Genomic DNA, 13,569 nt, shown 5'->3' on the forward strand with positions numbered 1-13,569 from the left:
CGCCGCGGGCGCGGACGGCGGGGCGCCGCGGCGGGCGGAGGATCTGCTGCGCGCGGGCGGCTGGCGGGTGGTGACGGTCCGGACGGCCGCGGAGCTGGCGGAGCGTGGGCGCGGACCGGCGACGATCCGGCCCGCGCGGGCTGACGACGAGCTGACCGATTACGAGGGCGGGTCATGAGGCTGCGGATGACGATGACGGCCGCGCTGGCGACGCTCGCCGGGGCGGTGGGGCTGTACCCGCTGTTCGAGACGGCGGGCTGGTTCGCGGCGGCGCTCGGCGCGGTGCTCGCGGTGGCCGCGGGCGGGCTGGTCGCGCGGCGGCTGCGGCTGCCCGCCCCGCTGCAGCCGCTCGTGGCGCTGCTGTCCCTGCTGCTGTGCCTGAACCTCGTGTACGCGGCGCGGGAGTCGGTGCTGGGGTTCGTGCCCACGCCCATATCGCTGCGGCATCTCGCCGACCTGGCCGATTCCGGCTGGGGGGCGGCCAACCGGTACGCGGCGCCGGTGCCGGTGCTGCCCGGGATCGGGATGCTGACGGCCGCGGGCATCGGGCTGGTCGCGGTCCTGGTGGACTTCCTGGCGGTGGGCATGCGCCGCGCGGCGCCCGCCGGGCTGCCGCTGCTGGCCATGTACAGCGTCCCGGCGGCGGTGCGCGACGACGGGATCGGCTGGGTGCCGTTCGCGGTCGGCGCGCTGGGGTTCCTCGCGCTGCTGATGGCCGACTCCCGCGAGCAGGTCGGCGGCTGGGGGCCGCTGGTGGCGCGGCGGCGCTGGTCGGCGCCGCGGGACGGGACGGGCCCCGGCGGCAGCAGGACGTCGCCCGGTTCGACGTCGCCGTGCACGATCCCGGCGGCGTGCGCGGCGCGCAGGGCGTCAAGGAGGTCCAGGCCGATCGCCGCGACCCGCTCGGGCGGCAGCGGCCCGTCCCGTTCGACGGTCGCGGCGAGCGACCGGGCCCGGACGAGCTGCATCACGATCCACGGGCGGCCGTCCTCCTCGACCACGTCGTGGACGGTGACGATGCTGGGATGGTCGAGCCGGGTCGCCGCCCGCGCATCCTCGGCGACGCGCGCCCGCGCCCGTCCCGCCGGGTCGTCCCCCAGGTGGTCGACGGACACCTCCTGGACCGCGACCTCCCGATCCAGGACGAGGTCCCGGGCGCGCCACAGGAGACCCGTCCCGTGGTGGCCGAGCGGCTCCACCAGCTCGTACCGTCCGGCGATGACTTGAGGCATATAAATGACGGTAAGCGGGTTCCGCGGAAATTCCCGGCCCGGGAAATGGCCGGTCACGGCCTGCGCGGACCGAAACCGGACGGTCGAAACGCGGAGAATTACCTTGTGTCGCGCCGGTCCGTCAGGCGCGCGCAAGGTCTCCATGAACGTGTCGTAGTGCGGGACGACCCCGTCCCACTGCTCGATGCGGCTGACCAGGACGGTCTGGTAGACGGCGTCGTTGAACCGGAACACCCGGACGCGGCAGCGGCCCGCGACGCCGTCCTGCGTGAACGTGAACTCCAGCTGCGCCGCGGACTGCCCCCGGTATTGCATGTTCCGCTGGAAGTCGAGCTGCTCGTAATCCTTGTACGACTGGTCCTCCGCGAAGTTCTGGGCGGCGTCGGCGAGGGAGCCGCCCAGGTCCGCGGCGGCCCCGGCGATCCGCTGGACGGCGATGCCGCGCCTGCTCCCCTCGGCCGGATCGGTGAACGTGACGTCGTCGCCCGACGCCTCCGCCTTCCACCCCTCGGGCACGGCGACGGTGAACCCCGGCCCCTGGTACGGCTCGTAGCCGTCGGGGACGTCGATCGCCCCGGCCGAGCCGCCCCCCGGCGACCGTGAGGCGGACGAACCGGACGAGCCGGACGCCCCTCCGGGTCGCTCGTTGCTCTGGTCCGACGAGGTCAGGAAGACGGCGGCCGAGATCGCCCCGGCGGCCAGCACGACCGCGAACACCCCCGCCGGGACGATCAGCGCCCACCGCGCGCCCTTCCCGCCGCCGGGCCGCCCGCCGTCCGGCCGCACGACGCGCCGGGCGGGACGGTCGTGACCTGCGGCGGGTGCGTCGGAGCGTCGACCGGCGGGCGCGGCTGCGTCAGGTGCGGCAGCGAATCCGGCGGCACGAACCCCACGGAGGCCTCGGCGGGCGACCCCGCCGCCCGGCGGAGGAGGCGTTCGGCCTCCTCGTGCCCGATCCGCTGCTCGGGGTCGCGGCGCAGCAGGCCCGACAGGACGGGCGTGAGCGCGCCCGCGAGCCGCGGCGGGTCCGGCTCGTCCGCGAGCAGCGCGCCCATCACGCCCCACACGTCCGCCCGCTTGTACGGGGGGCGGCCTTCGACGGCCGCGTAGAGCGTGGCGCCCAGCGACCACAGGTCCGACGCCGGGGACGCCTTCTGCCTGCGGGCCTGCTCCGGCGCGAGGTACGCGGGGGAGCCGATGATCGCGCCGGTCTGGGTGATCGTCTCGTCGCCCGCGACGGTCGCGATGCCGAAGTCGGTCAGCACGGCCCGGTTCGGCGGCAGCAGCACGTTGCCGGGCTTGACGTCGCGGTGCACGACCCCGGCGGCATGCGCCGTGCGCAGCGCGTCCAGCAGGTCCAGGCCGATCGCGGCCACCCGGGCGGGCGGCAGCGGCCCCTCGCCCTTGACGATCGCGTCCAGCGACTTCGCCCGGACGAGCTGCATCACGATATCCACGGGCGGCCGTCCTCCTCGACCACGTCGAAGACGGTGACGATGCCGGGATGGTCGAGCCGCGCCGCCGACCGCGCCTCCCGGAACGTCCGCGTGTACACCCGGGCGATCTGCTCGTCGTCCAGCCCGGCGGGCGGCGTGACCTCCTTGATCGCGACCTCGCGGTCCAGGACGCGGTCGCGGGCGCGCCACACCGCGCCCATCCCGCCGCGGCCGAGCAGCTCCACCGGCTCGTACCGGTCAGCGATCACTGAAGGCATGGAAGGGACGATACAGACGCCGCGCCCCGTCCCGGACGGCTATTCCGGTTCGCCCTCGCGGCTGGCGAGCAGCCGCCGCAGCGAGTCGAGGCGGGCCCGGCCCGCGTGCCCTTCGGCGACCCAGCCGTCCAGGCCGCAGTCGTCCTGGAAGTGGTCGCACTGCGGCGGGCAGCGCTCCGCCGCGCCCTCCGCGAGGTCCTCGAACGCGTGGATCACGTTCGCCGGGTCGACGTGCGCGAGCCCGAAGCTCCGCACGCCCGGCGTGTCGATGATCCAGCCGTCCGCGCCGGGCAGCTCCAGCGCGATCGCCGACGACGACGTGTGCCGCCCCCGCCCGGTGACCGCGTTGACGTTCCCGACCGCCCGTTCGGCGTCCGGGACCAGCGCGTTCACCAGCGTCGACTTGCCGACCCCCGAATGCCCGACCAGCACGCTCGTCCGCCCGGACAGCAGCCGGTGCAGCTCGCTCAGGTCGCCGTCGCCCTGCTCCCCGCCGAGCCGCGTCGCCACGCACGGGAAGCCGAGCGGCGCGTACTGCGCGATCAGGTCGGCGGGGTCGGCGAGGTCGGCCTTGGTCAGGCACAGCAGCGGGTCCATGCCCGCGTCGTAGGCGGCGACGAGCTGCCGGTCGATCATCCGGGGCCGCGGCTCCGGATCGGCCAGCGCCGTCACGATCACCAGCCGGTCGGCGTTGGCGACGACGATCCGCTCGAACGGGTCGGTGTCGTCGGCCGTCCGGCGCAGCGCCGACGACCGCGGCTCCACCCGGACGATCCGGGCCAGCGTGTCCGTCGCGCCCGACACGTCCCCGACCAGCGCCACCCGGTCGCCCACCACCACGCCCTTGCGGCCGAGCTCGCGGGCCCGCATCGCGGTGACGGCCCGCTCGTCGCCGGTGCCGGGTTCGGCCAGGCAGCGGTAGCGGCCCCGGTCCACCGCGATCACCAGCGCGGCGGTCGCGTCCTCGTGCGCCGGACGCCGCCGGGTGCGCGGCCGCGACCCGTGCCGCCCCGGCCGCACCCGGACGTCGTCCTCGTCGTAGTCACGTCGTTTCGCCAGCGCTCCGGCCTCTCGTCGGCGGGCTCGTCGTCACGCGGACGCCCGCAGCGACGCCCACAGCCCGGTGAAGTTCGGCATCGTCTTGCCGACCGTGCCCGGATTCTCCACCTCGACGCCGGGAACGGCCAGCCCCAGCACCGCCGCCGCCATCACCATCCGGTGGTCGTCGTAGGTGCGGAAGACACCGCCGTGCAGCGGCCGCGGCCGGATCTCCAGCCCGTCCGGAAGCTCCCTGGCGTCGCCGCCCAGCCGGTTCAGCTCGGCGACCAGCGCCGCCAGCCGGTCCGTCTCGTGCCCCCGCAGATGCGCGATGCCCGTCAGCCGCGACGGCGACCCCGCGAGCGCCGCGAGCGCCGCCAGGACGGGCGTCAGCTCGCCGACCTCGTGCAGATCGGCCTCCAGCCCCGCGTACGACCCGGCGCCCGGGCCCCGCACCGTCAGGCCCGTCCGCGCCGAGCGACACCTCGGCGCCCATGTCCGCGAGGAGGCCGCGCAGCGCGTCGCCCGGCTGCGTCGTCGCGTCCGGCCAGCCGGGGACGGTGACCCGCCCGCCCGCCACCAGCGCGGCGCCGAGGAACTGCTCGCCCGTTCGACAGGTCCGGCTCGATGGTCCAGTGCCCGCCGCGCAGCGGGCCCGGCGCGACCCGCCACAGGTCGTCGCCGGTCTCGACGGTCGCGCCCGCGTCGCGCAGCATCTGGACGGTCATCGCCAGGTGCGGCGCCGACGGCACCGGCGGCCCCTCGTGCCGCACCTCCACGCCCTTGCCGAACCGGGGCGCCGCCAGCAGCAGCCCCGACACCAGCTGCGACGACCCCGACGCGTCGATCGTCACCGCGCCGCCCGCCACCGCGCCCGTCCCGCGCACCGTGAACGGCAGCGCCCCGCGCCCGCCGTCGTCGATCTCCGCGCCGAGCGCCCGCAGTGCCGCGATGATCGGCCCCATCGGACGTTCGCGGGCCCGCGGATCGCGTCGATCGCACCTCGCCGCGCGCGAGCGCGCCAAGCGGCGGCAGGAACCGCATCACGGTGCCCGCGAGCCCCACGTCGGTCCGCGCGGGGCCCCGCAGCTCGCCCGGGAGGGTCTGCCAGTCGTCCCCGTCGTCGCCGATCCCGATCCCGAGCGCGCGCAGCGCGTCCGCCATCAGCTCGGTGTCCCGGCTGCGGAGGGGGCGGTGGACGCAGACCGGTTCGTCGGCGAGCGCGGCCAGGATCAGCGCCCGGTTGGTCATCGACTTCGACCCGGGCAACGCCACGACGGCGTCCACGGGCCCGTCGGCGACCGGCGCCGACCAGTGCGGAGACGAGGGAGAGGCCATGAACCCAAGGTTATCGGGGGCCCGGGGCGGACGGCGTCAGCGTTTGACGGCCTGCATCACCTTTCCGGCCTGCACGGCGGTGCCCGTCCGGACGGACTGTCCCGCCTTCATCGCGCGCTGCGCCTGCGCGGACGTCCCGGCCTTCATGGTCCTGCCGGCCTGCTTGCCCTGCTGCATGCGCGCCTGGAGGGTGCCGGTGCCGTTCCTGCCCGTGTTCTTGGCGACGACCTTGAACGGCCCCACGCCCATGGTCTTGGTCCCCTTCCCCATGCCCTTGGCGCTTTTGCCCATGCCCTTCGTCATGCTCTTCGCGCTCTGGGCGATGCCCATGCCCTTGCCCGCGCTCTTCCCGGCGCGGAAGCCCATGGCCGGCCTGCCGCCTTTCGCCGCCTTCCGTACGCTCTCCGCGCGGGCCGAGCGGACCTGGCGGGCGGCCTCGCGGCGGGCGTCCCGCCAGCGTCGTCGCGGCCCGGAGCGCAGCGCGCGCGCCTCCGCGCCCCGCTTGATCTGCGTCTCCCGCGCCGCCCGCCGTACCTCCGCCAGCCGGGGCGCCCGGCGCGGCTCGGCCGCCACCATCAGCAGCGCGCCGAACAGCGCCGCGTTCTTCAGCAGGTGCGCGCGCTCGTTCTCGCGGGGGGCGGGGTCGTCCCACTTCCAGAAGTGGTGCTCGGTCGCCAGCGCGGGGACGACCTGGGCGGCGAGCAGCAGCGACGTCAGCCGGTGGAACCGGCCCGTCAGCAGGAGCGCGCCGGTGCCGGCGCTGAGCGCGCCCTGCATCCGGACGAGCGTTTCGGGGTCCTTCGGGAGCCATTCGAGCCGGTCCGTCACCGGCTTGGCCACCGGCGCGACCCGCTCGGCGCGCTCCCGCGGGTCCCGCATCGCGTCCAGTCCGGTCATGATGAAAGGGGCCGCCACGAACGGGCGGGCCAGAGTCGTGAACGGTCGCATGACCCGCTACATGCCCAGCGCCGCACCCCTCATGCGCGGCAGGATGGACACATGTGCGGACGATATGCCACCTCCCGTGCCCGCCAGGATCTGCTCGACGAGTTCCGCGTGCAGGTCGACGCGGTCGACGGCGAGCTCGAAGCCGACTACAACGTCGCGCCCACCAAACAGGTCCCGGTCGTCCTCGACCGCGCACCCAGGGACGCGCCCGAGGAAGCACAGCCCGTCCGGCAGTTGCGGACGGCCCGCTGGGGCCTCGTCCCGCCGTGGGCCAAGGACCCCGCCATCGGAAACCGGATGATCAACGCGCGGGCCGAGACGGTGCACGAGAAGCCGTCCTACCGCCGCGCGTTCGCCAAGCGGCGCTGCCTGCTGCCCGCCGACGGCTACTTCGAGTGGTACGTCCTGCAGAACGGCGACGCCGAGCCGAAGCCGAAGAAGCCGCCGAAGCAGCCGTTCTTCATCCGCCCCAAGGACGGCGAGGTCATGGCGATGGCCGGGCTGTACGAGCTGTGGAAGACGCCCGAGGACGACTGGCTCTGGACGTGCACGGTCATCACCACCGACGCGCCCGACGACCTCGGCCGCATCCACGACCGGATGCCCATGGTCGTCGAGCCGGACCGCCGGGACGCCTGGCTCGACCCGGCGCTCACCGACCCCGACCGGGTTCGGAGCCTGCTCGTCCCCGCCATGGCCGGGACGATGGACGCCTTCCCGGTGTCGAAGGCGGTCAACAACGTCCGGAACAACGGGCCCGAACTCGTGGCACCGGCCGCCCCCGGCGACGGCGCGGGCGACGGTCCGGGCGCGCTGTTCTGACCGCTACGGCAGCACCGCGCTCGCCAGGAGGTGGATGCCCAGGGACTCGTCGCCCGGCGGCGCGTTGAGCTCGGTGCGGACGAGCCGCGGCAGCGCGCGCGGCGAACGGCCGAGGACGTGCTCGACGGTCGAGGGGGACAGGACCGTCCGCGGCTTGATCCACTCGACCTCCAGGCCCGCGCCGCCGAGCAGCTCGCGCAGCTGCTCGGCGCCGAAGCACCGGGTGATCGTCCCGTCCGGCCAGGGGACCAGGACGACCTCCGCGCTCGGCACGTCCGACAGGTGCGCCCAGTAGTTGCGCTCGGCCAGCAGCGCCATGCCGAGCGTCAGCGAGTCGACGCACAGCAGGACGCGGCCGCCCGGACGCAGCACCCGGGCGATCTCGCCGACGGTCTCCTCCGTCGCCAGGTGCCGGGACAGGACGCGGTTCTCCGCGACGACGGCGTCCACGGACGCGTCGTCGAGGAACGCGAGCGTCCCCGAATCGCCCAGCACCGGGATCGTGGCGGCCGTCCGCTCGTCGTCGCCGGGCGGGCAGTACGCGCCGTCCGGCGCGGCCCGTTCCAGCAGCGGATCGCGGACCTCCAGCACCGAGTGGCCGGCCCCGGCCGCGCGGCCCGCGCACCGCCCGTCCCGTCCGGACAGGTCCAGTACCCGGGACGGGCCGCGCGGCAGCCACCGCGACAGCTGGGCGTCGGCCACCGCCCAGTAGAAGGTCCAGTAGCGCTCCAGAGAGTCCCCCGCTCCGTCGCCGGAGGGATCGCGCAGGCTGGCGATGGTGGGCTCGGGAGGTCGTGCCGGCACCGGTAGCACCGCTTTGCTCCTGTTCTCGCCATATAGGTCACTTCTTCCCCGTCCGGGCCCGGTCATCACCCCCGTGCAGGACACTCCGGAAAGCCTCCCAACCCGGGCCGCGACCGCGATCCGGACCGTGATCCAGATCGCGGGAATCGACGGGGACGTCCCGGCGTTGCACCGTCTCATAAGCGTGAGACGAACGAGTACCGCCGGAGGTGGGGTTCCCATGACCACGGCCGTTGCCGATTACCCGCGCGGAGCCGGGGTATCGGCCCTCGGCAAGGCACCGGCACCCAGAGGCGCGCTCAAGTTGCGCGGACCGATATCGTCTGTCGGGGACGACACGGCCGGTGTCGCCGCAGACGAGGGGGTGGGTCAGGTACCGGGCACCACGGAGACCGTGGAGCAGCGCCAAGAGCGTTTCCAGCGCGATGTGCTCCCGTTCTTGGACCAGCTGTACTCCGCCGCGCTGCGCATGACGCGCAACCCGGCGGACGCCGAGGATCTCGTGCAGGAGACGTTCGCCAAGCGTTCGGCTCCTTCCACCAGTTCAAGGAGGGCACGAATCTCAAGGCGTGGCTCTACCGCATCCTGACCAACACGTTCATCAACTCCTACCGCAAGAAGCAGCGCCAGCCGCAGCAGTCGGCCACCGAGGAGATCGAGGACTGGCAGCTCGCGCGCGCCGAGTCGCACACCTCCAGCGGGCTGAAGTCCGCCGAGGCCGAGGCGCTGGAGCACCTGCCCGACACCGACGTGAAGCGGGCGCTGCAGGACCTGCCGGAGGAGTTCCGCATCGCCGTCTACCTCGCCGACGTCGAGGGATTCGCCTACAAGGAGATCGCCGACATCATGGGCACGCCCATCGGCACGGTGATGTCGCGGCTGCACCGGGGCCGGCGCCAGCTGCGCGGCATGCTCGAGGACTACGCTCAGGACCGCGGCCTCACGCGGGCGAACGGAGGACGGTCATGAAACACGCGTCCGTCCGCCGCCCGGAGCGGAGCGACATGCCGGACACCGCGCCCTTCCGCGGCGCGGTGAGCGAGAAGGGTGAGTGAGCCATGAGCTGTGGCAGTCACCATGACACCCCCTGCGACGAGGTCCTGGCCCGGGTCTACACCTACCTCGACGGCGAACTTGACCAGGGCGGCTGCGGCGAGGTCCGCCAGCATCTGGACGAGTGCGGGCCCTGCCTGCGCGAGTACGGCCTCGAAGAGGCCGTGAAGAAGCTGGTGAACAAGTCCTGCGGCTGCGAGTCCGCGCCCGACGACCTGCGCACCAAGGTCCTCGGCCGCATCGAGCAGATCTGCGGCGAGATCCAGTCGACCGACACCGCCGAACGGGCCGAGACCGAAACCGCCTGACCGAACCTCCGGACGGGGCCGGACGGGCGGTCGACCGGGCGGACGGGGCCGCGCGGGTTATCGTTTCCCCGTGCTCGTAATGGTCACCGGCGCGGCCGGCTTCATCGGTTCCCATCTCGTCGACCGGCTCCTCGCCGACGGCCACGAGGTCGTCGGCGTGGACGATCTGTCCTCCGGCGCGAACGTCCGCCGCGACATCGAGTTCTGGGAACTCGACGTCGCCGACCCCGCGCTGGCCGCGCGGGCCGCCGCGCGGCGGCCCGAGGTCGTCTGCCACCTGGCCGCGCAGGTCAGCGTGCGGGTCAGCGTCGCCGAACCGCTCGCGGACGAACGTGCTCGGCACCGCGAACGTCCTCGAAGCGGCGCGCGCGGCGGGCGGCCGCAAGATCGTGTTCACCTCCAGCTGCGCCGTGTACGGGGTGCCGGACGCGCTGCCCGTCCCGCCGGACGCCGAACTGCGGCCCGCGTCGCCGTACGCGGCGTCGAAGGTGTCGGGGGAGGTGTACGCGCAGACGTACCGGGCGCTGCACGGCGTCGACTTCACCACGCTCACGCTCGCGAACGTGTACGGGCCGCGGCAGACCCCCGAGGGCGAGGCCGGCGTCGTGTCGATCTTCACGGACGCGCTGCTCGACGGGCGTCCGACGAAGGTGTACGGCGACGGCACGCAGACCCGCGACTACGTGTACGTCCTGGACGTCGTGGACGCGTTCGCCCGCGCGGTGGACGAGCGCGGCGGCGGCCTCCGGCTGAACGTGGGCACCGGGCTGCAGACGACCGACCGCGAACTCCACACGCTCGTCGCCGCGGCGGCGGCCGCGCCGGACGACCCCGAGTTCGCGGCGCCGCGGCTCGGCGACCTGCCCGCGATGGCGATCGACCCCGGGCCGACGCGGGGCGCTCTCGGCTGGACGCCCCGGACGGCGCTGCCGGACGGGCTCGCCGAGACGGTCGCGTGGGCCCGCGAGCGGCGCTGAGCGCGGCCGCGGGGAGCCGGTGGGGGAGTCGAATGGGGCGCCGCATGGGGATGCGTCCGGGAACCGCCCGTGATGCCGTCTGCGGTGTCGATCGTCGGCGAATGCCTGGTACGTCCCTTTCCGGGACCATTTCTGGTTGTTTAGTTTACTGTTTGCCCTGTGCACGTGCATTGACGTCGTGCATAAGTATGGTGCGCATACGTTGCGTACATTGTGGCCGGGAAATGATCACTTAAGGTGACGGTTGGTTCACACTTTGCTCACGATTCCTCGCATGCCTGTGTGACCTGGGCAGTTCGCGTTAGGCTTGTGCCGAATTCAGCGACGGGAGCACGGTGCGCACCCGGGAATTCGGGGTATGTGCTCGCCCGGAGGTCGGGGTCATCGGACTCCCGTCCGGCCGGTCCGGCACCGGCGTTCCGGATTTCCCGCGGGGGGAGGCAAGGAGTCATGCTGCATCGCGAGATGCCTGTCCGTACGGCCCGGCACTCGAGCGCCACGGCGTTGTCGTCGCTGATGATGCCCAAGGGCGTGTCCTGGGTCTAGTGCCGGCAGGCACGAGCGATCCCGGCGGCGGCCCGCCCATTCGTCATCCCCGAGGGGGCGGCAATGCGTGGACTACCTCTCGCTGCCTGGGCGTACGTGTGCGGTGTGGTCGTCCTCGCGACCGGCCTCATCGCGACGTCGTCCTTCGCGGAGCTGGACTGGAGCAAGCTGGCCGTGCTGGCCGTGCTGTTCCTCGTGTGCGACAGCGCACCGGCCAGGCTGAACGTCGAGCGCGCGCGCGTCTCGATGAGCTTCGCCGCCAGCCTCGCCTCGGTGGTGCTCCTCGGCCCGGCCGGTGCGGCGCTGCTCGGCTGCTGCGCCGTGGTCACCGGCCAGCGCATCCTCGCGCCGGAGAAACGGCTCTTCAACGGCGCCCAGTTCGCGCTCAGCGGCTTCATCGCCGGAACCGTCTTCGAGGTCCTCGGCGGCGACCGCTTCCGCCCCGAGCAGGCCCGCTGGGTCGAGAACGTCATCGGCCCCTTCCTCGGCGCCCTCGTCGCCTTCGTCGCCGTCAACCTGACGCTCACCACCGTGGTGCTGCTGCTCAGCCGGCAGGCGGCGCCCCGCGAACTGATCCGCGACAGCGGCCAGCTCGCCGTCGGCTGCCTCGCCTACGGCATGTTCGGCCTGCTCATCGCCGGGCTGTGGCCGCGCGTCGGGCCGCTCGCCGCCGTCCTGGTGCTGCTGCCGCTGTTCATCGCCCGCTGGGCGATGGAGCAGGCGCACGACCAGCACCAGGCGCACGCAGCCACCCTCGCGTCGCTCTGCCAGGCCGTCGAGACGAAGGACTACTACACCCGCGGCCACTCCGAACGCGTCTCCCGCGGCTCCGTCATGATCGCCAAGGAGATCGGGATGCGGCCCGACCGGGTCGAGGCCATCCGCTACGCCGGAATGCTGCACGACGTCGGCAAGCTCGGCGTCCCCACCAAGGTCCTGCAGAAGAACGGCTCGCTCACCGCCGAGGAGTTCGCCGCGATCCAGCTGCACCCGATGCGCGGGCTGGAGATCGTCCGCGAGATCGGCTTCCTCGACGAGGCCCTCGCCGGGATCATGCACCACCACGAGAAGGTCAACGGACGCGGCTACCCGATGGGCCTCGTCGCCGACGAGATCCCCGAGTTCGCCCGCGTCATCTCCGTCGCCGACGCCTTCGACACCATGACCTCCACCCGCTCCTACCGCCCCGCCCGCAGCATCGAGGAAGCCGTCGCCGAGCTGAAACGCTGCATCGGCGACCACTTCGACCCCGTCATGGTCGAAGCGTTCCTGCGCGCCCTCGACCGGGACGGCTGGGAGCCGCCCGAGCCGGTGACCCCGCCCGACGACGACGTCGCCGAGACCACCCGGCAGGACCACGACGACCCCAGCGCGCCGCTGCGCGTCGCCGGGGACGAAGTCCGCAAGTGACCGACCCGGCGGGAAAGCAAGCGTGACCAGTACCCAGATCCGCGCCCGGGAACGGGCGCGTGGCAGACCATCGACTCCGGCCAGCTCCTGCTCATCGCCACCGCCGGGCTCTTCGTCATCGTCGCGATCACCCAGGTCGCCGCCGTCGGGCTCGTCCAGCCCGACATCGCGGTCATCTTCGGGGTCCTCATCGCGCTCGGCGAGCTGTTCCGCATGGTGATGCCCGGCAACCGCGAGATGGCGCCCATCGCCACCGCAGGCGCCATCGGCTACGCCCTGCTCGTCGGCATCGGCCCCGAGGGCGCCCCGCGGGACGCGCCGCTCGGCGTCGTCCCCGCCGTCCACTCGCCCCTGCAGGTCGTCGCCGTCACCGCCGCCGGGATGCTGATCGGCTCGCTGCCGCACATCGCCGTCGGCCGCACCCCGCGCCCGGACGCGATGGCCCGGCGGCTGTTCACCGTCTCGATCGTCGCGCTGTGCTTCCGTCCGCTCCTCGACCTCGCCCTCCCCTGGTACCTGCTGCTCGCCTCGATGGGCCTGATCGTCGTCGCGTCCTGCTTCACCGACGTGGTGATCGCCGCGCTGATCCGCGCCGAAGCCGTCCGCACCCGGTTCGGCATCGCGCTGCGCGACGAGATCGGCGCGAAGATGGCGCTGTGCGCGGCGACCAGCGCCACCGCCATGCTCATCGCCGTGTCCACCACCGCGATGGGGCAGGCCGCGCTGCTGATCTTCACGGTGCCGATCCTGGTCACCCAGTTCGCGTTCCGCCGGTACGCGGGCGTCCGCGCCACCTACCTGCAGACCGTCCGCGCCCTGTCGCGCGTCACCGAGGTCGGCGGCTACGTCGAGACCGGCCACTCCCGGCGCGTCGCCGCGTTCGCCGTCGCGATGGGCCGCGAACTCGGCATGGCCGAGGCCGAACTCCTCGAACTGGAGTACGCGGCGCTCATGCACGACATCGGGCAGCTGTCCCTCGGCGACCCGATCCCCGGCGGCGCCACCGTCCTGGCGTCCCCGACCGAACAGCGCCGCATCGCCGAACTCGGCGCCGAGGTCATCAAGGAGACCGGCGTCCTCGACCGGGTCGCCGACATCGTCCGGCTCTCCTCGCACCCCTACCGGACGGGACGTCCCGCCGACGACGCGGACGCCGCGGACGCCGGCACCGATCGTCCCGTCGCGCCGCCCCTCGCCAGCCGCATCATCAAGGTCGCCAACGCCTACGATGATCTCGTCGGCGAATCCCCCGACCGCGACCGGGGCGCCGCCGTCCTGGAACGGCTGCGGCTCGACTCGGCCGCCGAGTACGATCCGACGGTCGTCGAGGCGCTCAGCCGCGTGGTGGACCGCCGCACCCGGCCGTAGGGGAGAATGAT

General features: G+C 73.5%; 9 protein-coding genes and 5 pseudogenes. 7 read left to right on the forward strand and 7 right to left on the reverse strand.

The window, feature by feature from the left end:
* Positions 1 to 192: 192 nt before the first annotated feature.
* A pseudogene (locus BJF79_RS63545) lies at positions 193 to 708 on the forward strand (DUF3488 domain-containing protein); the annotation flags it as partial.
* Positions 709 to 863: 155 nt separating this feature from the next.
* Here BJF79_RS63545 and BJF79_RS66040 read toward each other — a convergent pair.
* The 6 genes and pseudogenes from BJF79_RS66040 to BJF79_RS37705 all read right to left on the reverse strand — a co-directional run.
* A pseudogene (locus BJF79_RS66040) lies at positions 864 to 1,547 on the reverse strand (hypothetical protein); the annotation flags it as partial.
* A 416-nt stretch (positions 1,548 to 1,963) separates the two neighbouring features.
* Positions 1,964 to 2,689, reverse strand: coding sequence for a serine/threonine-protein kinase (locus BJF79_RS37685; protein WP_143220753.1), 726 nt, complete (start codon positions 2,687 to 2,689; stop codon positions 1,964 to 1,966).
* Entirely contained in the window at positions 2,677 to 2,946 is a 270-nt protein-coding gene (locus BJF79_RS37690) for a protein kinase domain-containing protein (protein ID WP_083734545.1), read from the reverse strand. The genes BJF79_RS37685 and BJF79_RS37690 overlap by 13 nt, the downstream gene beginning before the upstream one ends.
* Before the next feature lie 39 nt (positions 2,947 to 2,985).
* Positions 2,986 to 3,966, reverse strand: coding sequence for a ribosome small subunit-dependent GTPase A (gene rsgA, locus BJF79_RS37695; RefSeq protein ID WP_262403159.1), 981 nt, complete (start codon positions 3,964 to 3,966; stop codon positions 2,986 to 2,988).
* Between the two features lie 69 nt (positions 3,967 to 4,035).
* Positions 4,036 to 5,322: pseudogene (gene aroA / locus BJF79_RS37700) on the reverse strand (3-phosphoshikimate 1-carboxyvinyltransferase).
* 36 nt (positions 5,323 to 5,358) lie between these two features.
* Positions 5,359 to 6,270 (reverse strand): DoxX family protein, encoded by a 912-nt coding sequence (locus tag BJF79_RS37705; protein ID WP_075904565.1) that lies wholly within the window; start codon positions 6,268 to 6,270, stop codon positions 5,359 to 5,361.
* Positions 6,271 to 6,321: 51 nt separating this feature from the next.
* Between BJF79_RS37705 and BJF79_RS37710 the strand changes: the two genes are divergently transcribed.
* Positions 6,322 to 7,092: an SOS response-associated peptidase gene (locus tag BJF79_RS37710; RefSeq protein WP_075904566.1), complete on the forward strand. Its 771-nt coding sequence runs from the start codon at positions 6,322 to 6,324 to the stop codon at positions 7,090 to 7,092.
* Positions 7,093 to 7,095: 3 nt separating this feature from the next.
* Here the strand turns inward: BJF79_RS37710 and BJF79_RS37715 are convergent, their stop codons facing one another.
* Positions 7,096 to 7,896: a class I SAM-dependent methyltransferase gene (locus tag BJF79_RS37715; protein WP_075904568.1), complete on the reverse strand. Its 801-nt coding sequence runs from the start codon at positions 7,894 to 7,896 to the stop codon at positions 7,096 to 7,098.
* 220 nt (positions 7,897 to 8,116) lie between these two features.
* On the opposite strand from BJF79_RS37715, the pseudogene BJF79_RS37720 reads away from it, so the two are divergent.
* The 5 genes and pseudogenes from BJF79_RS37720 to BJF79_RS37740 all read left to right on the forward strand — a co-directional run bounded on the left by BJF79_RS37720 (position 8,117) and on the right by BJF79_RS37740 (position 13,558).
* Positions 8,117 to 8,865: pseudogene (locus BJF79_RS37720) on the forward strand (sigma-70 family RNA polymerase sigma factor).
* 89 nt (positions 8,866 to 8,954) lie between these two features.
* Positions 8,955 to 9,257 carry a mycothiol system anti-sigma-R factor gene (gene rsrA / locus BJF79_RS37725; protein WP_075904570.1) on the forward strand — a complete coding sequence of 101 codons (303 nt, stop codon included), beginning with the start codon at positions 8,955 to 8,957 and terminating at the stop codon, positions 9,255 to 9,257.
* A gap of 79 nt (positions 9,258 to 9,336) precedes the next feature.
* A pseudogene (locus BJF79_RS37730) lies at positions 9,337 to 10,234 on the forward strand (NAD-dependent epimerase/dehydratase family protein).
* Between the two features lie 609 nt (positions 10,235 to 10,843).
* Positions 10,844 to 12,190: an HD-GYP domain-containing protein gene (locus BJF79_RS37735; protein ID WP_075904572.1), complete on the forward strand. Its 1,347-nt coding sequence runs from the start codon at positions 10,844 to 10,846 to the stop codon at positions 12,188 to 12,190.
* 213 nt (positions 12,191 to 12,403) lie between these two features.
* Positions 12,404 to 13,558, forward strand: coding sequence for an HD-GYP domain-containing protein (locus BJF79_RS37740; protein ID WP_316043521.1), 1,155 nt, complete (start codon positions 12,404 to 12,406; stop codon positions 13,556 to 13,558).
* The last annotated feature ends 11 nt before the right edge of the window (positions 13,559 to 13,569 follow it).

The sequence above is a fragment of the Actinomadura sp. CNU-125 genome (genome assembly GCF_001942465.1).
Lineage (GTDB): Bacteria > Actinomycetota > Actinomycetes > Streptosporangiales > Streptosporangiaceae > Spirillospora.